The organism is Micromonospora zingiberis (genome assembly GCF_004331455.1).
Lineage (GTDB): Bacteria > Actinomycetota > Actinomycetes > Mycobacteriales > Micromonosporaceae > Micromonospora > Micromonospora zingiberis.
Genome location: NZ_SJJR01000004.1, coordinates 244908 through 266382, shown reverse-complemented (window position 1 = coordinate 266382; position 21475 = coordinate 244908). Strand labels below are relative to the sequence as shown.

Below are 21475 nucleotides of genomic sequence, written 5' to 3'. Positions count from 1 at the left end.
CCCTCGGACGGTGGGAGCGCATGTCACCATCCCTGCTGATCTGGTTGGTCGGCGGCGTGTTGCTGCTGGCCGCCGGCTTCGTGACCACCCTGCTGCCCCGCCTGCGCGCCCGCACCCGGGAGACCCGGGTGGCCTGGTCGACCGCGCGGGCGGCGATCGACAGCGCCACGGTCAGCCGGGACGCCACGGCGGTGCGGGTGCCCGAGGCCGAACGGCTGCTGGCCCGCGCCGAGCTGCTCGCCGCCGAACGCGGCGGTACGGCGGCGGCGCGGGCGGCGACCGCGCACGCGCGCAGCGCCGACGAGCTGTGGCGGGCGCGGCCGTGACGGGTGGATTCCTCTCCCGCCACCTCACCCTGTTGCGCTGGGTGCTGCTCGGCGTCGCCACGGTCGTCCTGGTGGTGTTCCTGCTGGCCCAGCGGCAGAGCATCGACGTCAGCTACGGCCAGTCGCCGGCGCCGTCGGTACGCATCGAGGAGGGCTCGGCCGGCGAGTTGGGCGAGGGCACCGTGCCCTCGACCGAGGAGATGAGCGCGCTGGTGGCCGCCGATGCGGTGGTGCGGCTGCCGGGCGCCGTGGCGTACTGGGACGAGCAGCGGGTGCGGGAGGCGATCGGCGACGCCGACATCCGGATCCTGGTCGCGCCGCCCGGCCTGGACGAGGCCGAACGCAAGCGGGTACGCGACGTCGAGAACGCCGCCGTACGGGTGATCGGCACGCAGGTCGGCGGCGGGGGGTTGCTGGCCGCACCGGACACCCTGGCCGGCTGGCGGGCCCAGTTCGCCACCGGCGACGTGACCGGCCCGTTGACCACCATGATCGCCAAACTGCGGGACGCACCGGCGCCGCCCGAGCGCGACGACCTGCGGTGGCGTGAACCGTCCGATGGGGAGTTGGCCGGGGTCCTGGCCGACCTGCGTGCCGGCGGGTCACACGTCGCCCCCGGTGCCACGCTCGACGGGGTGCCCGAGGAGGCCGCCCGGGCGGCCTTCCCCGACGGGGCCTGGTACGTCGCCCTGCCCGCACAGCCGCACGGCGAGCCGCTGCCGGCGTACGGTCCGGCGTTGAACCGGCTCGCACCGGACCGTCCGGTGGTGGTGATGTACGGCGGGTGGATCGAGTACCACGGCCCGGCGGCGGCCGATTTCGCGGACCTGGCCGGGGCGAGTTTCTACGCGCAGTTCGGTGACCGGCTCAGCCGGTTCGACTACCCGCAGCGCAACGTGCTCGGCGCGTACCTGGGCAAGGTCACCGACATCCGGTACGCGGGCCTGTTCGACCGGCCGCTGCCGTACCGGCCGCTGGATCCGCTGCGGGTGGCGCTGCCGGCGCTGCCCTGGATCTTCACCGGCTGCGTGGCCGGGTTCCTGGTGTTGTCGGCCCGCTCGCTGCGCCGCTCCGGGGTTCTCGGTGCTGCGGGCGAGCCACGGCTGGGTGCCGGGGCGGCCCGGCTGGCCGGGCTCACCGCGCTCGCCGTCGAGGTGTCGTTGCTGACCGACGCCCGCAGCAATCCCGCCCTGACCCGGGGCATCGGCAAGCTCCAGGCCGCCCGTGCGGCGGTGGACGAGGGCCTGCCCGCGCGGCACGTGTGGCAGTTGCTCGACGACGCGACGGCCGAGTTGGACGAGGCCGCCTCGGTGGTGGGCATCCCCAGCTACCGACCGGCCAACTACCTCCAGGGCAGGTTGTCGTGATGTCCACGCTGCGTCGTCTGCTCGCCGACCTGATCGGCACCACCTTCGTGGGCGCCGTGCTGGCCTGCCTGGTGCTGGCCGGATGGGCGTTGTGGTCCGGCGGGATCCTCGACGGTCCGATCGCCCGTGAGGTGCGCGCGTCGTCGGTGTACGTCGCACCCGGGATCGACCTGGACCGGCCCGCCGCCGAGCGGATCATCGGCAACCGTCGGCTGGTCGTCCTGCTGATGGCGTCCGGCGACGACCTGCGGGCCGCGTGCGCGCAGACCACGCGGGCCGCGTCGGGCACCCTCGTGCTGGCCGTCAGCCGGGCCGGGCCGGAGTGGGACACCTACGGCTGTTCCCGCTTTCCGCAACGGGACAACCGGGACCTGGGCCGGGCGATGGTGATGGAGACGACGATCAGCCGGGGCATCGACGCCTTCGTCGACCAGCCGCTGGAGGCGCTGAAGGTGGTCACCCTCAACTACGACCTGTTGGTGCGGGCCGGCACCGTGCCCGACGGGGCCCGTACGGTCAGCCCGTCGCTGCCCCGGTACCTGCTGGCCGGTGCGGCCGTCGGCGGTGTGGTCACCGGCGCGACGGTGCTCTGGCTGATCGGGCGCCGGGCCGGTCGGCTGGCCGACGCCCGGCAGGCCCGCCGCGCCGGGTACGCCGACGGCCGGGCCGCACTCACCGCCGCCACCGCCGCGCTCGCCCAACAGATCGTCGACCTGGACCAGCGGTTCGGGGGCCGGTCCGGTGCCGACGCCCGTCCGGCCTACCTGCGGCTGGCCAGCGACTACACGCAGCTGCTCGACGAGGTCACGGCGGTGCCGGCGACCGACGAGACCGCCGTACGCCGGCTGCGCGGGCAGGTCGACACGCTCAGCCGACGGGCGTCACGGCTCGCCGACGAACCGACCGCTCGGGATCGGCGGCTCGGCCGGGACCGGCGGCGAGGCGGCAGTCGCAGCCGAAGGTGAGGCCCGACCCACCACACCCGGCGGCCGACCCACGCCACCGCTGTAACACCTACCGCCGGGCAGGTGACACCAATCTGTAACATCAGCCGGCTTATATGTTTTTCGACATCTATATAGCCTCCCCTCAGCGCCATCGATCATCCACATCGGATGATCCACCCCCGAGGAGGCTTCGTGTCACAAGCACGCCCACCGCGCCTGCGCCGCGTCGCGGTCGCCGCCGGCATCACCGCGACCACCGTCGTCGCCGCCCTGCTCACCCTGCCGCAGCCGGCGATGGCCGCGGGCGGCCCCTACCGGGCCGCCGCCCTGCCGATCACCACGCCGCAGGCCGCCAGCGACGTCACCGTCATCCCCGGGGCGTACGTCGTCACCATGAAGCCAGGCACCGACGCGAGCGCACCGAACCGGGCGCTGCGTACCACCCCCACCGCCTACTTCAGTCGCGCGGTGAACGGATTCGCGGCCCGGCTCACCGCCGCGCAGGTCGCCGAACTGTCGCACAACGCCAACGTGCTGAGCATCGAACGCGACGTGATCCAGTACGACGTGATCGACGCGACCCAGAGCAACCCGCCCTCCTGGGGCCTGGACCGGATCGACCAGACGAACCTGCCCCTGTCGCGCAGCTACACCTACAACTCGACGGGCAGCGGGGTGCACGCCTACGTCATCGACAGCGGCATCCAGGCCAACCATCCGGACTTCGGCGGCCGGGCCACGTTCGCGTACAACTCGATCGACAGCAACAACACCGACTGCAACGGCCACGGCACGCACGTGGCCGGCACCATCGGCGGCACCAGCCACGGGGTGGCCAAGAACGTCCGACTGTACGGCGTGAAGTGGCTGAACTGCTCCGGTGGCGGCACCCTCTCCGCCGCCGTCGGCGCGGTCGACTGGGTGACCCGCAACGCGAGCAAGCCCGCCGTGGCCAACGCCTCCTGGAACTACACCTACAGCTCCACCCTGGCCACCGCGCTGACCAACATGATGAACAGCGGCGTCTTCCTGGCCGCCTCCGCCGGCAACACCGGCGGCAACTCCTGCGACCGGCTGCCGCGCAACCTCACCGCGGCACTCGTGGTCGCCGCCACCACCAACACCGACGCCCGCGCCAGCTACTCCTCCATCGGCACGTGCGTCGACATCTACGCCCCCGGCTCGGCCATCGTCTCCACCTACCCCACCTCCACCACCGCCAGCCTGAACGGCACGTCGATGGCCACCCCGCACGCGGCCGGGGTCGCCGCGCTCTACAAGGCGACGTACGGCGACGCCAGCCAGGCCACCGTGCACAACTGGATCGTGAACAACGCCACCACCGGTGTGGTCGGCGGCAGCCTCTCCGGCACCCCGAACAGGCTGCTCAACAAGCAGAACCTCTAGGCACGAGCAGCGACGCTGTCCACGGGCACCCCGCCCCGTGGACAGCGTCGTACGCCGCCAACGCTGTTGGCGTCATCAATTCCTGCTGGCGTCATCGAGTACTGCTGCGCCATCCCCCCTCACGACCGCCTCCCTTCCTAGCGCGACACCTGGATCTGCGCGGCTCCCGCCGCGGGATGCGTGGATGTTGGTACGAAAGTGCCCCTGCGAGGGCCCTTTCGCACCAAGATCTACAGGGATGCTCGGATAGAGTTCGCTGGATGGGGAGCCAAGGGACGGTGGTGGGGGCGTTTCGGGAGGCGCGTGGGTTCGACAGTTCGCCGTTGTACCGCCACCTGCTTGCCGTGGTGGCGGACGAGCCGGCGCTGGTCGAACTGGCGGCGCGGACTCGGCCGGGCCAGCAGCCGACGTTCGCGCTCTTCGGTGCCGTCCACTATCTGCTGCTCGCCGGTACGACCGATCCACTCGCCGAGTACTACCCCTCGGTGGTCGGCGACCGCGCCCGACCGGTCGACGAGCACACCGGACGGGCCTTCGCCCGGTTCTGCGCCGCGTACGCCGACCAGATCGCGGCGATCCTGGCCACCCGGCTGGTGCAGACCAACCACGTACAGCGTTGCCTGGTGACCCGGCTCGGGTTGGCGCTGCTGCGCGGCGCGACGCGGGCACCGGTCTGCGTCATCGAGGTGGGCTGCAGCGCCGGCCTGAACCTGCGGGCCGACCGATACGCCTTCACCGTGGGCGGCACCACCTTCGGCGCGGCCGACTCCGGGGTGCACATCCGCGCCGACGTGCCGGACGCCCACCTGCTGCCCGACCTCGCCCGGTTGCCGGTCATCGCCGACGTCGTGGGCGTCGACCTCGATCCGCCCGACCTCACCGACGCCGACGACCGGGCCTGGCTACGTGCGCTGGTGTGGCCGGAGAACGCGCACCAGGCGGCGCTGTTGGAGGCGGCGATGCGGGTGGTGGCCGACGATCCGCCACGGGTACTGCGCGGCGACATCGTCGACCTCGGCGCCGATGTCGCGGCGAGCCTCCCACCCGGACTGCCGCGCCTGGTCGTACACACCGCGACCCGCATCCATGTGCCCGTCGAACAGCGGCCGGGCTTCGACGCGGCGATCGCCGCGTTCGCGGCGGACGGGCCGATGCTGCATCTCGCGCTGGAGGACGATCAGCGCGTCGCGCCCTCCGGCCGGCCCGGCATCGGGCTGACCGCCACCGACGCCACCGGTAGCCGGACCATCGCCGTCGCCGACGGTCACCTGGCCTGGCTGGAGCCCCTACCCGAATTGGGCGCCCGCGCCGCACCCGGCGGGCACGACCGCCGCCGAGCCGCCTTCCCCGGCTGATCCCCGGTCACCAGCGAGCACCACGGCCAGGCCGGCCCAAAGGCGGGGAACAGCACGGGCTGACCCACAGCGACGTGCCCCGGTCGGCCCACAGCGGAAAACAGCACGGCGCCGACCCACAGCCGCCTGCCCACAGCAACGGCCAATCAGCGGCACGCCCGCCGGACCCACAGCGACGCCCAGCACAGCACCGCCCACAGCGGCCTGCCCACCGGACCCACAGCGACGTCCAGGCCGGCCGGGTGCCGGCCGGCCTGGACGTCGAGGTTGGATCAGGCCAGGTCGAACCGGTCCAGTTCCATCACCTTGACCCACGCGGCGACGAAGTCGTGCACGAACTTCTCCCGCGCGTCGTCGCTGGCGTAGACCTCGGCCAGGGCGCGCAGCTCGGAGTTCGAGCCGAAGACCAGGTCCGCGCGGCTGCCGGTCCACCGGACCTCACCGGTGGCGAGGTCACGACCCTCGAAGGTGTTCGCGTCCTCGGAGGTCGCCTTCCACGCCGTACCCAGGTCGAGCAGGTTGACGAAGAAGTCGTTGGTGAGCACCCCGGGGGTCGCGGTCAACACACCGAGCTGCGACTGCTCGTGGTTCGCGCCGAGAACCCGCAGACCGCCGACCAGGACCGTCATCTCGGGCGCGCTGAGGGTCAGCAGGTTCGCCTTGTCGAGCAGGAGGAACTCGGCCGGCAGCCGGTTGCCCTTGCCGAGGTAGTTGCGGAACCCGTCGGCGGTGGGCTCCATCGCGGCGAAGGACTCCACGTCGGTCTGTTCCTGCGACGCGTCGGTACGGCCGGCGGTGAACGGCACCTCGACGTCGACGCCGGCAGCACGGGCGGCCTGCTCGACGCCGACCGAGCCGGCGAGCACGATCAGGTCGGCCAGCGAGACCTGCTTGCCGCCGGTCTGGGCGGCGTTGAACGACGCCTGGATGCCTTCCAGGGTGTGCAGCACCCGGGCCAGTTCGTCCGGGTTGTTGACCTCCCAGCCGTTCTGCGGTTCGAGGCGGATCCGAGCGCCGTTGGCGCCGCCCCGCTTGTCGCTGCCCCGGAACGTCGACGCCGACGCCCAGGCGGTGGCGACCAGCTGGGCCACGGACAGCCCGGAGTCGAGGATCCGGCCCTTGAGGGCGGCGATGTCCTCGGCGTCGACCAGTTCGTGCGTCACCGCCGGGAGCGGGTCCTGCCAGATCAGCGTCTCGGCGGGGACCTCCGGGCCGAGGTAGCGCTGGATCGGCCCCATGTCGCGGTGGGTCAGCTTGAACCAGGCCCGGGCGAAGGCGTCGGCGAACTCGGCCGGGTTCGCCAGGAACCGCCGGGAGATCTGCTCGTAGACCGGGTCGACCCGCAGCGACAGGTCGGTGGTGAGCATCGTCGGGGCGTGGCTGCGCGTCGGGTCGTGGGCGTCGGGGACCGTGCCGGCGCCGGCGCCGTCCTTCGGCTTCCACTGGATCGCTCCGGCAGGGCTGCGGGTCTGCTCCCACTCGTAGCCGAAGAGGATCTCGAAGAAGCTGTTGTCCCAGGCGACCGGGGTGTTCGTCCAGGCACCTTCGAGGCCGCTGGTGATGGTGTCGCCGCCGCTGCCGGTGCCGAACGTGTTCCGCCAGCCCAGTCCCTGCTCCTCCAGCGAGGCGCCCTCGGGCTCGGGGCCGACGTACTTGTTCGGGTCGGCCGCGCCGTGGGTCTTGCCGAAGGTGTGCCCACCGGCGATCAGGGCGACGGTCTCCTCGTCGTTCATCGCCATCCGGCGGAACGTCTCACGGATGTCGCGGGCGGCCGCGAGCGGGTCGCCGCTGCCGTGCGGGCCCTCGGGGTTGACGTAGATGAGGCCCATCTGGACCGCGGCGAGCGGGTTCTCCAGCTCCCGGTCACCGGTGTAGCGCTCGTCACCGAGCCAGGTCGACTCGGGGCCCCAGTAGACGTCCTCGTCGGGCTCCCAGACGTCCGCCCGGCCACCGGCGAAGCCGAAGGTCTCGAAGCCCATCGACTCCAGCGCCACGTTGCCGGCGAGGATCATCAGGTCGGCCCAGGAGAGGTTCTTGCCGTACTTCTTCTTGACCGGCCACAGCAGGCGACGGGCCTTGTCCAGGTTGGCGTTGTCCGGCCAGCTGTTCAGCGGGGCGAAGCGCTGCTGGCCGGCGCCGGCGCCACCACGGCCGTCACTGATGCGGTAGGTGCCCGCGCTGTGCCACGCCATCCGGATGATGAACGGGCCGTAGTGACCGTAGTCGGCCGGCCACCAGTCCTGCGAGGTGGTCAGCACCTCGGCGATGTCCCGCTTCACGGCCGGCAGGTCCAGGCTCTTGAACGCCTCGGCGTAGTCGAACTCGGCGCCGAGCGGGTTGGCCACGGCCGGGTTCTTGGCGAGGATCTTCACGTTCAGTCGGTTGGGCCACCACTCGCGGTTTCCCCCGCCCTGGGTGGGGTGCGGGGCACGCGCGGACGTGACCGGGCAGCGACCCTCGCTCTCCTCCGATTGCATGTCTCCTACGACTGCGTCGTGCTTCTCAGCCACGGGGATCCTTCCAGGATTGCGGGAAAGGGCGGTTCAGGAACTGTGGACGGTGGAACAGCCAGGGCACAGGCCCCAGTAGATGACCTCGGCCTCGTCGAGCGTGAAGCGGTTGTCGTCGGACGCGGTGAGGCAGGGTGCCGCACCGACGGCGCAGTCCACGTCGGCGATCAGGCCACACGACCGGCACACGGCGTGGTGATGGTTGTCACCGACCCGCGACTCGTAGCGGGCCACCGAGCCGGGGGGCTCGATGCGCCGCAGCAGGGCCGCGGCCGTCAGCGCCCGGAGTACGTCGTACACCGCCTGGCGGGACACTCCGGGCAGTTCCCGACGGACCGCCGTGATGATCGAGTCGGTGTCGGCGTGTGGCTGCGCGTACACCGCGTTCAGCACCGCCACCCGGGGACGGGTCACGCGCAGCGCCGCAGTACGCAGCAGCTGTTCGAGGTCCACGGGCGTAGGCACGCCGTGCAGTCTTGCCGCTTTTCTGGAATGAGTCAAGAAGAAATGTCGGCCAGCAGGGTGATCGACGGTCGGTACCCCCCGGAACCGACCGTCGATCAGGTCACTGTGACCGCCGGATCACCTGATCTCGATCACCGCCGGGCAGGAGAAGGGCAGCGACACCTCGATCGCCCCGCGACCGCCGTCCTCGGCCTCCAGCCCGGCCAGCCCGATCACGCCGGCCGACCCGTCCCGTACCTCGGCGGTGCCGGTGAACGCGTCGCCGGGGACGAGTTGACGCAGCCCGGCCGGTCGCCGCCGTGGATCGGCGTACGCCGCGGACATGGCACCGAGGAACCGGCTGTCGTGCCGCAGCAGGGTCAGCGTCGACGCCGAGGCATCGTCGGCCACCGCGTACCGGTCGGCGTCCCGGGTCAACGCGATCTGTCCCTGCCCACCCACCTTGCCGTCGGTGTCGAAGTAGAAGCTGACGGTCAGCGTGCCGTCGGACTTCGACCGGTAGCAGCGGGTGGTCGCCACCCAGCCCGGCGACCTGCCGGGCAGTCCGGCCCCGGCCACGGTGATCTCCCCCGTTGCCGTCTCGCTGACCGTCGCCGTGCAGGCGGAACCGCCCGTCAAGCCGGCGAACACCAGCCGGTCGCCCCGGCTCAGCAGGTCACCCGGAATCCCGCCGAAGCCGGCGAGCAGCGCGACCTCCCGCTCCCCCAGCTTGCCGAAGGACAGCCGGTCGACCGTACGCCACTGGCCAGCGGCCAGCATCGCGGACAGCTCCGGACAGGAGCGCCCGCTGGCCAGCGTGACCTGACTCGCCGACGCGGACACCGGCACCACGTCCCCGGTGACGTACAGGCCCGGAAAGGCGTCCGGCCCGACGGCGGCGCCCGGCGGGACGGCGGCGGCGCCCGGCGGGACCGGGCCTTCGGCCGGTGGGCCGGTGCCACCGGTGCAGGCGGCCAGGGCGAGCAGCGCGACCAGGCCGGTCGCCGTCACCGCCCGCCGGCACGACTCACGTCTCGTCATGGAAGTACCTCACCTTGGGGCAGCGCGGGTCGGCGGTGACCCGCACGACGGGCCAGGAGAGCTTGCTGAACGGGTAGGTGTCTCCGGCGAGCAGGATCTCGACGTCGCCGACCGGCCGGCCGATCCGGTAGTCGGCGAGCACCACCGCCCGGGTGTTGAGGAACGGGTAGAAGCGCAGGACGCCGTCGAGGAACTGGCTGCCACCCTCGCCCTTCATGATGAAGAACGGATGTGGCCCGGGATGGTCGGGCAGCGGCAGGACGCTGATCTGGTTCTTCTTGCCGGAGAAGTCCTTCGGCACCCGTACCCCGGCCGCCGCGCCGGCCATCTGCAACAGTTGGCCGCTCCGCGCGCCGTCGTAGCCGGCGGTGCCCTTGAACGGCCCACCGACGCCGGCACAGCTGACCAGGTCGACGTAGACCCTGGGCAGCTTCGCCAGGATCAGGTCGACCTCGTTCTCGCCCTGGGCCAGCACGATGTCCACACCGTGGTAGGTCACCTCAAGGGTGATGCTCTGCTCCGGCAGACCCACCTTGACCAGCACGTCACGCAGCAGGTCGAAGTTCTTTCCCACACCGAACCCGACCGGGTTGCTGAGCAGGCCGTACGCGTCACCGAGCTCGAACGGAAGGCTCTCCCGGTCCAGCGAGGCGAGGTAGGTGGCGTACCCGGTCAGCTTCTCCCCCTCGCCGTCCGGATCCTCCACCGGCGGCTTGACCTCCAGGGTGGCCGTGCCGTCGCTGCCGGTCTTCACCCCACGGGTCGCCTTCCTGCTGTCCGCCGACACCGCCCGCAGCAACTGCATGCCGCCCTTCTGGATGGTGTGGGCCTGCGGTTGGACGCTGTTCCAGCGGATGGTGAAGTCCTTCAACGGGCCGGCCGGTGGGATGGTGACCCCGGCCAGCGAGTAGCACTCCAACAGGTCCTTGTCGGCTTCGAGGTCGAAGCTCGCCTTGGCGGTCATTGTGATGTGCTCGGCCCGGCTACCCGCGGTGTGCTTGAAGTGGGTGCTGGTCTTGTCGGCGGTCAGCGACAGCCGGGCACCCAACAACAGCAGGATCGCGCTCGCCGCCGCGCTCGACTTGCCCCACACCTCGTCCGCCCGGCCGATCCGGTCCTGGGTCTCCTTGGGGAAAAGCTTGACGAGCCCGTCCTTGAGGTAGCCCTTCGACGAGTCGATGATCCCCTTGGCCACCGGGTCCTGGGGCGGCTTGGTCCGGCGGGTGATGGCCTGGCACGGCCCGTCGTCGGACCCGGCGTACGCGACACCGCCGCCGAGCAGCCGGTCGACCAGGCCCGGCCGGGCGGCGGCCTGCGCCCGCTCCTCCGGTAGCACCTCGGCCAGCCGGCTGGTCGCGTGCCCGAGCAGCAGGATCGTCTGCAACGGGTCGAGGTGGGTCGTCGTCGGATCGGCACCGGAAAACAGCACCTGGTCGCGGTGGGCCGACAGGGCCCGTACCCCGGCCGCCGCGGAGACGAAGATCGGGTGGTCGTCGGGCTCCTTGGCCCATCCGGCGACGGCCGTGGTCAGCTGGGCGAACGTCAGCTTCTTCGGGGTCAGCCCGACCGCCTGGAGCAGGCTGCCGAGTTGGTCCACGGTGTACCGGTCCTGCGCCCGGGTCGCGGTGGCCAGCAACGGGATCAGCTCGGCGTAGACCGGCGCGTCGTAGAGCGTCACCTGGTCGGGCAGGGCCACCACCGGTCCCTTCGCGGACACGATCGGGTGCCCGGAGCGGCGCAGCAGTTCGGCGGTGGCGGCGGCGGACCGCCCCGGGTCCTCGGCGTGGATCACGCCGACGAGTCGTTCGGCCGCCTCGACCGGGTCGGCCGGGAGCGTACCGGCGACCGACTCGATGGCCGCCCGGTCGACCGATCCGGTCGGCGTCGGGTCGTCGCGATCGGAGGTACAGGCGGTGCCGACGACCGCGACGCAGAGCAGCACCGCCACCGGTCGTCGCCATCGGACCCGTCCTCGTGGCGGGTCGACACCCCGGTCCGGGTGGCAGGGTCGGGTCATCGCTGTCGTTCCCTTCGCCGCAGTGGCCGGGGCGACACCGGGTCGGTGTCGCCCCGGAGCAGTAGAGCCGGCAGCCGGTCCCGGTCACCAGGGACGCCCGTCCCGCCGGGCCGGGATCCTCCACCCACCACCGGCAGCCAGCACCGCGCCCGGTCCGGCCGGCTCGGCGGGCCGCCGCCGACCACGAAGCCGGCCGACGGCGGGGACGGCTGTCCCGGCCCAGATCCCGACCGGTCGGGACCGGGTGACCCGGGTGCTCCGGGTCGGCCGGGCGGCAGGGTCGGTCCCGAACCGTTCACCGACCGAGGAGGTAAACCACCATGTACCCCGCCACGATGCCGGCCGGCCCGACCGGGAGTGCGCCGACGGAGTCCGTACGGCCGAGACGGGCCTGGGCGCTCGCCGGCACGGTCGGCGGGCTGGTCGGTCTGGTCGGCATCTTCGCCACGGCCACGCTGACCGCGCCCGCCGAGCAGTTCCGCGCCGACAACGCCGGCTACGTCGCCGCCCTGGCCGACCGCACCGGCCACGTCTGGGCACACCAGGTGGTGACCGTGGTCGTCATCGTCTGCCTGGCGGTCTTCGCGGCCGGCCTGCGGCGGTACCTGGCCGCGCAGGAACCGGCCGACAGTCTGGTGCCGACGCTGGCCGCGACCGGCGTCGGGCTGGTGCTGGTCGGGCTGCTCATCGGCGGCGGCATCTCGACGGAACTGTTCTTCGCCCTCGGCGCGGCCGAGCAGTACGACCCCGACGTCATCGCCCCGCAGCTGACCATCGTCGCCACCATGACCTGGCTGTGGGGCGGGATCGGACTCAGCGCCGGTGCGATCGCGGTCGGCGGGCTGCGGCACGGCTCGGTCAGCCGGTGGTTCGCGGTGTTCAGCGTGGTCATCGCCGTGTTGATCGCCGCCACCCAGCTGACGCCGGTGCAGTACATCGCGTTGGTGCCGGCCGGAATCTGGACGATCGTGGCCGGGCTGGCACTGGCGTTCGGTCAGCGTCCGGAGCGCGGGCGGGACTGACCGTGCAACTGCCGGGGCCACGGCGGCCGGCTCGGCGTGACGTTCGAGGTGCCGGGCCGGTCGTCCGATCCGCCGGGCCGGGTGGGGCGTCTAGTGTCGGCGGCGCGATGACCAGCCACCACACGGCCAGCGAACCGGCCGACGTAGCGACGCACCCGGGCCACCACGTCCGCCTGGCCTGGGTGCGCCGGGCGGCGTGGCCGGTGTGCGTCACCACGCTGCTGCTGACCGTCGGCGCGGTGGGGCTGGCCGTGCTCAACCGCGCCACCGTCAACGACGTCACGCATCTGTTCCTGGTGGTCACCAGCGCGGTCGTCGGCGCCACCATCGCCGCGCGTCGCCCGGACCACCCGATCGGCTGGTTGGCCCTCACCAGTGGTTTCTGCTTCGCCCTACAGGAGGCGTGCGGTCAGTACGCGGCGCACGGCGTGATCGTCGAGCCCGGCTCGCTGCCGCTGGCCGCCGCCCTGGCCTGGCCGCAGAACTGGCTCTGGGTGCCGGGCAACGCGGCGCTGGCGCTGATCCCGGTGTTCTTCCCCGACGGCCGGCCGCCGTCGCCGAGATGGCGGCCGGCGATCTGGGCGGTGCTGGTCACCGGCGCGGCGGCGATGGTCACCGGCGCGCTGCGGCCCGGCGCCAACGAGCAGGTCGCCCCGGTCGGCGCGGTCAATCCACTGGGTGTCGCGGGCTGGCAGCCGGTGGCCGACCTGGCCGCCGGTGCGGCCACGCTGACCAGCGCGCTGGTCTTCGTGGCGGCGGGCGCGGCGCTCGTCTGGCAGGCCCGCCGGGCCCGGGGCGTGCGCCGCCAGCAGGTCAAGTGGCTCGGGTACGCGGTGGCGCTCGCGGTCGCGGTGGTGGCCGCCCGACTGGTGGCCGGGCTGACCGACGGGCGGCCCGGCCTGTTCCCGTACGGCAGCGTGTTCTGGGATCTGGCCGGCGGGATCAGCGGCGCGCTGATCCCGATCGCGATCGGCATCGCCATCCGGCAGCACCGGCTGTTCGACATCGACCTGCTGATCAGTCGGACCGCTGTGTTCGTCGCCCTGTCGACCGCCGTCGGGGGCACCTACGTGCTGGTCGTCGGCCTGCTCGGGGCCGGCTTCGACACCTCGGCCAGCCTGCCGGTGTCGTTCGTCGGTGCGGCGGTGGCCGCGCTGCTCGTCGCACCGCTGCGGCACTGGCTGCAACGGCGGGTCAACCTGCTGGTGTACGGCGAGCGGGACGACCCGTACGCGGTCCTGGCCCGGCTCGGGCAGCGGCTGGAACAGACCCAGGACGCCGCCGCCGTACTCGCCACCAGCACCGCGACCGTACGCGAGGCGCTGCAACTGTCGTACGTGGAGATCGCGACCGTGGACGGCCGGTCGTACCGGCTCGGTGTCCCACCCGCCGAGCCGGTACGGCTGCCGCTGGCGGCCGGCGAACCGGTCGGTCACCTGCTGCTCGGCCCACGGGCCGGGGAGCACACCCTCGGCGCCCGGGAACTGCGGCTCCTGCGCGACCTGGCCCGGCACATCGGCGTCGCCGTGCAGGCGGTCCGGGCCCTCGACCGGGCCCAGTCCCTCGCCGCCGACCTGCAACGCTCCCGCGAGCAGTTGGTGCTGGCCCGCGAGGAGGAACGCCGCCGGCTGCGCCGGGACCTGCACGACGGCCTCGGGCCGACGCTGGCCGGGCTGACCATGCGCGCCGAGGCGGCCCAGGAACTCGGGCCGGGTGAGTCGACCCGGCGGCTACTGGAGGAGATCGTGGTCGACGCCCGCACCGCCGTGGCCGACGTACGCCGCCTGGTCAACGGCCTGCGACCGCCCGCGCTGGACACCATGGACCTGGCCGCGGCGCTGCGGTCGCACATCGCGGCCGGACCGGCCGACGGGCCACGGGTGCTCGTCGACGCCCCGGCGGCGCTGCCCGCGCTGTCGGCTGCCGCCGAGGTCGCCGCGTACCGGATCGCGGTGGAGGCGCTGAACAACGCCCGCCGGCACGCCCACGCCAGCACCGTCGAGCTGCGGCTGTGGGCCGCCGACGGGCGGTTACACCTTGAGGTACGCGACGACGGGCGGGGCCGCCGGCCGGGCCAGCCCGACGGCGTCGGCATGCACTCGATGCGGGAGCGGGCCGAGGAACTCGGCGGCTCCTGTGTCGTCAGCTCGGCGCCGGACACCGGTACCCGGGTGACCGCGACCCTGCTCACCGGCACGAAGGAATCCGATGGATCAGATCCGCGTACTGCTGGTTGACGACCACGCGCCGTTCCGGGCGGGGCTGCGGGCGTTGCTGGCCACCAGCGCCGACATCGAGGTGTGTGGCGAGGCCGCCAGTGGTGAGGAGGCGCTGGCCGTGCTGGGGCGCCTCCAGCCCGACGTGGTGCTGCTCGACCTGACCATGCCCGGCATGGGCGGCATCGCGGCCACCGAGCGGCTGGTCCGGATGAGCCCGCACGTACGGGTGCTGATCCTGTCCATGGCGGACGACGACGACTCGGTCTTCGCCGCCCTACGGGCCGGGGCGCGCGGCTACGTCCTCAAGGGCGCCCGCCGGCTGGAGATCATCCGCTCGGTACGGGTGGTGGCCGACGGCGAGGCGATCTTCGGGCCCGCCATCGCCACCCGGCTGATGGGCTACTTCGCCGGGCTCGCCCACAACGAGCCGGCGTTTCCCGACCTCACCGCCCGGGAGCGGGAGATCCTCACGTTGATCGCGCAACACCTGACCAATCCGCAGATCGCGGCCCGGCTCGGGTTGAGCACCAAGACCGTCCGCAACCACGTCTCCAACATCTTCGCCAAACTCCAGGTCGCCGACCGGGCGCAGGCGATCAGCATGGCCCGTGAGCAGGGGCTGTGACCCGCCGCTGACGGTGACCGCAGCGGCCCGGGGCGGTCGTGCCCGGTCCCGGTGTGGGCCGATGTGGTCAGAATGTGGCCGCACTGTTGGCGACCCCGGGAACCTCGTCACCACGCGGGACGGCCCCGCTACCAGGACGGAGGATTCCGGTGAATCGAGTACTTTCCCTGACCGGCCGCAGACTGCTCGCCACGGCGGGCGCGCTCGCCATGGCGGTGGCCGGAATGGTTACCCTGTCCGCCTCGCCCGCGTCGGCCCACTCACAGGCGGAGGCGATCGCGGCGGCCTGCGGTTCCGGGTACGGCATCGTCAGCGACGGAACCCGGGCGGTGACCACGCCGTCCGGAACGGTCTACGGCTACGTGCACCTCGCCTACAACAGCAGCAACGGCAACAACTGCGTGGTGACCCGCAAGACCTCGTACCACGGCACGCCCACCCGGACCCGGGCCCAGATCGGGGTGCAGCAGGCCAACGGCAGCATCGTGACCTACGACGACGCCGGCGACTTCTCGCACTACGCGAACGTCATCCGGTTCGCCTCCGGCCGCTGCGTCACCTACTTCGGTTGGATCTGGAGCACGCCGACCGGCGGCAACGGCACCCTCGCCAGCGGCGGCCGGACCACGCTGGGCAACTGCGGGTAGCGGTACCGGCCGGGCCCCTCGGGGCCCGCTCCGGCGGTGCGGGTGTCCAGGGGGCGGACGCCCGCACCGCGCTATGCCGGTTCACCGATCGGGCCTTCGACGAGCCGGCGCAGCAGGGCGAGCCGCTCGTCGTTGAACAGGTCGGCCGCCGCCGTGCGGTCGGCCACCAGCCGCGCCGCCGTGGCGCCGGCCCGGTCACCGAGCCGCTCGTGTACCACCGCCAGCAGCCGCAGGGTCAGCGAAGCCCGCCCGAGGTTGCCCAGTCGCCGCAGCGTCTCCGCGCACCGGCCGACCACATCGGCGGCCTGCCGGTCCAGGCCGAGCCGACACAGGTTGAGCGCCAGATTCCGCTCCATACAGGTGATCAGCGTCTGGTCGCCGAACTCCACCCCGAGGTCGAGCGCGGTGGCGAACTCGGGCACCGCCTCGTCGACCCGGTCAAGGCCGAGCAGCAGGTAGCCGAGTTGGCTGTGCGCGTACGCCCGCAACACCCGTTCACCGATGCCACGCAGCAGGTCGATGCAACGCCGGCAGTCCCGGGCGCCCTCGGCGTACCGGCCGGCGACGGTCAGGATCCCCGCCCGAGCGTTGAGCAGCATGGCCCGGGCCATCGGGTCGTCCAGCCGGTCGATGATCGGCAGCGCGTCGTCGAGCACGGCCAGGGCCGCCCCGGGACGGTCGGGGCGATTCAGGGCGAGCGCGGTGGCGCGCAGCGCCTCGACCTCCCCGGCGCGGTCACCGATCCGCCGGAAGACGGCCACCGCGAGCCTTCCGTACCGCACGCTGGTCTCGTCGCCGGCCCGTCCCTCTGCCCGGTAGAGGCTGGATGCCGCCAGCGAGTGCCCCACCAACTGGGGCATCGACCGTCCGGCCGCCCGGTCGCGGGCGTCTCGGAATCCCCGCCGCGCCACGTCGAGTTCGCCGCGCATCCCCGCCAGCCGCGCGTTCATGAACACCGACCAGGCCAGATGCTCCTGGTCACCGAGGCGCGTGGCGGCCAGCCGGACCGCCCGGTGCACCTGAGCCAGTTCGTCGAGACGCCCCTCGGTCCAGAGGTGGCTGTTGAGCGCGGCGGCAAGGCCGACGGCGAGGTCGAGCCAACCACGGGCAGCCGCGTACCGGCAGGCGGCGACCAGGTTGCTGCGCTCGGTCCGCAGCCAGGTGCGCGGGTCCTTGCGGACCTGGCGCAACAGCACCGCGGGCGGTGTCGTACCGGCGGTGGCCTGCGGCGGTGCCGGGTTGAACGAGGGGTACGGCAGTCGGGCGGTGGCCGCCCGCGCGGCCGTGGCGGCGGCGGCGACCAGTCCCTTCAGGGCCAGGTCGAGATCCGCTGCCGGCTCCTCCAGCACGGCGCGCTCCCGCCCGAAGGTACGCAGCAGGTCGTGCAGCCGGTAGCGCGGCTCGCCCTGGCCGGTGGTCGTGGTGTCGAGCAGATTCGCGCCGACCAGATGTTCCACGGCGGCGTCCGCCCGCACCGCGTCGGTGCCGGCGAGGAGCGCCAGGGCCGCGGCGGGCACCTCCCGGGTGCCGAGCACCGCAAGCCGTCGCAGCAACTGCCGGGCGGTCGGGTCCAGGTCCTGGTAGCTGAGTCGGAGGCTGCCCCGCACCGCGTGGTCGCTGGTGGACAGTTCGTCGAGCCGGCGGCGTTCGTCGGCAAGCCGCTCGGCGAAGTCGGCCAGCGACAGGTCAGGTCGGGCGGCCAGCCGCGCACCGGCGATCCGGAGCGCGAGCGGCAGGTTGGCGCAGTAGTCACGGATCCGCTCGGCCGCCGCCGCATCGGCGGCGACCCGGTCCACCCCGACGATGCGGCGCAGCATCACCAGGCCCTGTTCGTCGGTCAGTGGCTGGACCAGCAGCAGGCCGGCACCGGGTAGATCGGTGATCCGGCGTCGGCTGGTGACCAGCACCGCGCAACCGGCGGTCCCGGGCAGCAACGGCAACAGCTCGTTGCCGGTGGCCGCGTCATCGAGCACCACCAGCAGGCGCCGGTCGGCTGCCAGCGCCCGCCAGGCGGCCGACCGGGTCTCGACGTTGTCGCGGCCGGGACTGGTGGAGCCGCCGATGCCCTGGATGAGGTCGAGCAGCACCTCGCCGGGTGCGCGGGCCTGTCGAGTCGCGCCGGAGAGCCGGATGAACAGCGCCCCGTCGGGATAATCGGCGCGCAGGGCGTGCGCGGCGTGCACCGCCAGCGTGGTCTTGCCGACCCCGGGTGGCCCGGAGACCACCACGATGGGTGGTGCGGGCCGGTCGGTCGGCGTCAGTCTCGTGACGAGATCGCTGAGGGCCTTGTCCTGGCCGGTGAAGTCCGCGGTGGCCAACGGCACCTGGCACACCGGGTCGGCGCCGGCCGGCGGCCGGGCCGTCGTCCGACGGTCGGCGGGCGGCTTGCCCTGGAGTACCGCCCGGTGGATCGCGGTCAGCCGTTGGCCGGGGGCGGTGCCCAGTTCGTCGCGGAGGATTCCGCGTACCTGGTGGAACGTGTCGAGCGCCTCGGCGAACCGTCCATCGCGGGCCAGGGCCTCCATCAGCAGGGCCCACATCGGTTCGCGCAGTGGGTGCTCCTGGACGAGGGCGCGGGCCCGGACGATCGCGGCGCGGTGCCGTCCTCCGCCGACTTCGACGCCGAGCAGCGCCTCCTCGGCGACGAGCCTGAGTTCGGCCAGTCGGGCCAGGTCCGCGGCGAAGGCGCCGACACCCGACGCCACCAGCGGCGGCCCGTGACACCTCGCGAGCGCCTGGCGGAGGTGGGCCTCGGCCCGGACGTATTCGCCCCGGTCGGCGGCGCGCAGCCCCGCGTCGACCTCCCGACCGAACAGGTGCGCGTCGATGTCCGCCGGGTCGACCTCGATGCGGTATCCGGCAACCTCTCGCCGGATCGACACACCGGGCAGCAGCCGGCGCAGCCGGGACACGTGTGTCTGAAGGTTGGCCCGGTGGGACTTCGGCGGGTCGGCCTCCCAGAGCAGGTCGGCCAGTTCCTCGATCGGCACCCGGTGCCCGGCCCGCAGCAGAAGCCCGGTCAGCAGCCGGCTGGGGTGTCCCGGCGGCACCGCCACCGGCAGCCCGGCATCGTCGTGGACCGCCAGGACGCCGAGAACCCGGAACTTCACCAACACCTCACCGGTCGCGGTGCGCGTACGCGAGCTGCCTTCCGGTTCGCCGCAGGCCGTTGGCGCTGACCGGTCCCGTTCCGGCGGTCGGACCGGGGATGTCGGCCAGCCTATCTGGACACCGGATCGCCCATCTTGTGAGATTTTCCGCTCGCACCGACTTTCCGGCCGGCGGGCCGAGCGCTCAGCGGGACAGCTCGGCGAGCCAGCGGTCGAGGGCGGCCGGAGCATCGAACAGCAGCACCGGCGGCCCGGACGGGTCGGCGTGCCAGGCGCGCATCCGCCGTCGTTCCGGGCCGTAGTCGGTGAGGTGCCAGCGCAGTACGGAGTCCCAGGACAGCACGCTGCCCCACGACTCGTGGTTGCCGTTGCAGATCACCTCCCGGGTGGACAGCCGACGCATGGTGCGTCGCAGCAGTCGCCGGAAGGACAGCCCGCGCGGATAGTCCAGGCAGATCACCAGGTCGGCGCGGGACAGCGGCACGTCCCGCCAGCCGTGGTAGGCGCCGTCGAGGATCCAGCGTTCACGCCGGCAGATCGCCTCGATCCGGCCGCGTTGCACGGCCACCGGCACCTCCACCCAGCCCGGCTCCCAGAGCAGGTCGTCGACCGGGTGCCAGGGCAGCCCGAGCCGCTCGGCGAGCAGTTCGGCGAGGGTGGACTTGCCGGACCCGTGGATCCCGTAGATCAGGATGCGCGACGGCGGGTTCATCGCGGGGCAGCTTAGTCGGGGCGGTCCAGCCGCTCGGCGGTCGGGCGGTCGGGCTGCGGCCCGACCGCCCGCTTCGCGTCAGCGGCGGCTGGCGAGGTCGCCGCAGTCACTCTCGTCGGGCAGCAGCGGTCGCAGGGTGACCGTCCAGCGCTTGCCCTCCGAGGCCCACGGGGTCGCCGCGTTGGCGTCCCCGGCCGCGGCCAGCACCTGCTGGGCCTGCTCACCGGTGAACGTCACACAGCTCAGGCCCAGGTCCTTGTTCAGCTCGGCGCCGGGCAACGCCGGGCCCGGCCAGGCCACCTCGGCCTGCTTGAGGGTCTCGTCGTTGGCGACGTACGCCTCGGCGACGGCGGCGACCGCGGTCGGCACGTACGCCTGGGTGTCGAGGTGTGCCGTTCCGAGCGGGCCCGACTCGCCGGTCAGTGACTCGGCGAAGGCGCGCAGTTTCTCCCGGGCGGCCTGCTGCTCGGCGGTCACCCCCTGGTCGGCGCCCGGGCCGAGGTCACCGGTACCCACCTCGAGCGCGTACACCTCCAACTGCTCCGACTTGGTCCCGTCGAAGACGGTGAACCGGGTCGAGGTCACGTCGGCGACCGGCGGGCTGCCCAGGTCGGTCACGCTGCCCACGCCGGCCTCCCGGGCCGTCTTGATCAGGTTTTCCAGCTCGCCGACGCTGATCTTGCCGACCTGGAGGTTGGGCAACGCCGGGCCGGGATAGGCCATGGTGACCGGCCCCTGGGTGATCACCCGGCCGTCGCCGTAGACGCTGATGGCGGGCAGGCGGGTGGCCAGCATGGCGGGCGTGGTGAACCCGCCGGTGTGATCCATCCGGAACACCACGGTGTCGGCGGAGTAGGACTTCTCGGGAGCGCCGGAGTCCCCGGCACCGGTGGCGCCGGCCTGCTGGCCGCAGGCCGCTGACGTCAGCAACAGCATGGGTACGACGGCCAGTCGCCCGTAGCGTGAGGTTCTCATGCCGGATCTGACGTTGCCGGCCCCGGGTTGGTTGCGTCGATCTGCCAACGGATCCGACTGTGGTGGGGGCCGCCGGGCGGCGACCCCCACCAGTGTTCACTCGAACAGGGACAGCGTCAGCGTCGAGGTGTACGCACCCGCCGCCACATCGCCCGGCGTACGCAGGAACAGATCCGCGTTCACCGTGTACGCGTCACCAGCCACCGCACCCGAATCGAACGTGGAGACCAGCAACTCCTGATCCACCAGACCCACGTTGTTACCCGGCTGCGTCGGCTCGTCCAACACCGTCACCACCTCTTCACCCTCACTGACCAGACCGGTGTCACCACCATCGATCAGCTTCGGCTTCCAACCCAGGTGCCCGGCACCGATCGACGCCTGACCGGCATCACCGGTGAAGTCGGTCGCACTACCCAGCACCGCCCACGCCGCACCCGCCGGCACCTCATCGGCCGTCCGGGTGTCGGTGACCGTCACCGTCGGCAACGTGCCCACGAACTGACGCACCAGCAGCGTCGAGCCGTCCTCGGCCAACGCCACCGAATCACCGGCGATCGACATCGCCAGCACACCCGGTTCCTTGATCTCCTCGATGTCGACCGTCACCTCGACACCCGCGCTGTCACCCGGCTCGGCCAGGGCCGGTCCGGCGAGCGCCACCGAGCCGACCAGCAGGGCGCCGGCGGCGCCGGCCGCGATCAGTCGGGTGCGTTTCCCTGTCTCCATACGTTGCTCCGTTTCTGCGCGA

General features: G+C 72.6%; 17 protein-coding genes. 9 read left to right on the top strand and 8 right to left on the bottom strand.

All coding sequences use genetic code 11. The features are described 5' to 3' along the window. The first annotated feature begins 20 nt into the window (after positions 1–20). From E0H26_RS08835 to E0H26_RS08815, 5 genes are all read left to right on the top strand, one after another. Positions 21–326 carry a DUF6403 family protein gene (locus E0H26_RS08835; protein WP_131303055.1) on the top strand — a complete coding sequence of 102 codons (306 nt, stop codon included), beginning with the start codon at positions 21–23 and terminating at the stop codon, positions 324–326. Beyond that, entirely contained in the window at positions 323–1693 is a 1371-nt protein-coding gene (locus tag E0H26_RS08830; protein WP_240742078.1) for a hypothetical protein, read from the top strand. Before E0H26_RS08835 ends, E0H26_RS08830 begins: the two co-directional genes overlap by 4 nt. Further along, positions 1693–2658, top strand: a complete 966-nt coding sequence (locus tag E0H26_RS08825; protein WP_240742077.1) for a hypothetical protein — start codon at positions 1693–1695, stop codon at positions 2656–2658. Before E0H26_RS08830 ends, E0H26_RS08825 begins: the two co-directional genes overlap by 1 nt. Before the next feature lie 174 nt (positions 2659–2832). Further along, positions 2833–4047 (top strand): S8 family peptidase, encoded by a 1215-nt coding sequence (locus E0H26_RS08820; protein WP_131303054.1) that lies wholly within the window; start codon positions 2833–2835, stop codon positions 4045–4047. 260 nt (positions 4048–4307) lie between these two features. Beyond that, the gene (locus E0H26_RS08815; RefSeq protein WP_165521788.1) at positions 4308–5402 is read left to right on the top strand and encodes a DUF2332 domain-containing protein; all 1095 of its coding nucleotides are present in this window, start codon (positions 4308–4310) and stop codon (positions 5400–5402) included. A gap of 272 nt (positions 5403–5674) precedes the next feature. Here E0H26_RS08815 and katG read toward each other — a convergent pair whose 3' ends face one another. The 4 genes from katG to E0H26_RS08795 all read right to left on the bottom strand — a co-directional run bounded on the left by katG (position 5675) and on the right by E0H26_RS08795 (position 11414). Beyond that, positions 5675–7879, bottom strand: coding sequence for a catalase/peroxidase HPI (katG, locus tag E0H26_RS08810; RefSeq protein WP_206024961.1), 2205 nt, complete (start codon positions 7877–7879; stop codon positions 5675–5677). A gap of 66 nt (positions 7880–7945) precedes the next feature. Then, a complete protein-coding gene (locus tag E0H26_RS08805; RefSeq protein ID WP_131303048.1) occupies positions 7946–8377 on the bottom strand; it encodes a Fur family transcriptional regulator in 432 nt (143 codons plus the stop codon). 117 nt (positions 8378–8494) lie between these two features. After that, entirely contained in the window at positions 8495–9397 is a 903-nt protein-coding gene (locus E0H26_RS08800; protein ID WP_131303045.1) for a hypothetical protein, read from the bottom strand. Then, positions 9384–11414 (bottom strand): hypothetical protein, encoded by a 2031-nt coding sequence (locus tag E0H26_RS08795; protein WP_131303043.1) that lies wholly within the window; start codon positions 11412–11414, stop codon positions 9384–9386. Before E0H26_RS08795 ends, E0H26_RS08800 begins: the two co-directional genes overlap by 14 nt. A 320-nt stretch (positions 11415–11734) precedes the next feature. Here E0H26_RS08795 and E0H26_RS08790 point away from each other — a divergent pair, with 320 nt between their 5' ends. From E0H26_RS08790 to E0H26_RS08775, 4 genes are all read left to right on the top strand, one after another. After that, positions 11735–12436, top strand: a complete 702-nt coding sequence (locus E0H26_RS08790) for a hypothetical protein (RefSeq protein WP_131303041.1) — start codon at positions 11735–11737, stop codon at positions 12434–12436. A 107-nt stretch (positions 12437–12543) separates the two neighbouring features. Then, positions 12544–14673 (top strand): sensor histidine kinase, encoded by a 2130-nt coding sequence (locus E0H26_RS08785; RefSeq protein WP_131303039.1) that lies wholly within the window; start codon positions 12544–12546, stop codon positions 14671–14673. Next, positions 14645–15280, top strand: a complete 636-nt coding sequence (locus tag E0H26_RS08780; protein WP_131303037.1) for a response regulator — start codon at positions 14645–14647, stop codon at positions 15278–15280. The genes E0H26_RS08785 and E0H26_RS08780 overlap by 29 nt, the downstream gene beginning before the upstream one ends. A 149-nt stretch (positions 15281–15429) precedes the next feature. Then, positions 15430–15927, top strand: coding sequence for a hypothetical protein (locus E0H26_RS08775; protein ID WP_131303035.1), 498 nt, complete (start codon positions 15430–15432; stop codon positions 15925–15927). A gap of 71 nt (positions 15928–15998) precedes the next feature. Here the strand turns inward: E0H26_RS08775 and E0H26_RS08770 are convergent, their stop codons facing one another. From E0H26_RS08770 to E0H26_RS08755, 4 genes are all read right to left on the bottom strand, one after another. Further along, positions 15999–19037 carry an AfsR/SARP family transcriptional regulator gene (locus E0H26_RS08770; RefSeq protein ID WP_165521787.1) on the bottom strand — a complete coding sequence of 1013 codons (3039 nt, stop codon included), beginning with the start codon at positions 19035–19037 and terminating at the stop codon, positions 15999–16001. Between the two features lie 184 nt (positions 19038–19221). After that, a complete protein-coding gene (locus E0H26_RS08765) occupies positions 19222–19749 on the bottom strand; it encodes an AAA family ATPase (RefSeq protein ID WP_131303031.1) in 528 nt (175 codons plus the stop codon). A 78-nt stretch (positions 19750–19827) separates the two neighbouring features. Further along, positions 19828–20724, bottom strand: a complete 897-nt coding sequence (locus E0H26_RS08760; protein ID WP_131303029.1) for a hypothetical protein — start codon at positions 20722–20724, stop codon at positions 19828–19830. 96 nt (positions 20725–20820) lie between these two features. Then, positions 20821–21453 (bottom strand): hypothetical protein, encoded by a 633-nt coding sequence (locus E0H26_RS08755; protein ID WP_131303026.1) that lies wholly within the window; start codon positions 21451–21453, stop codon positions 20821–20823. Positions 21454–21475: the final 22 nt, after the last annotated feature.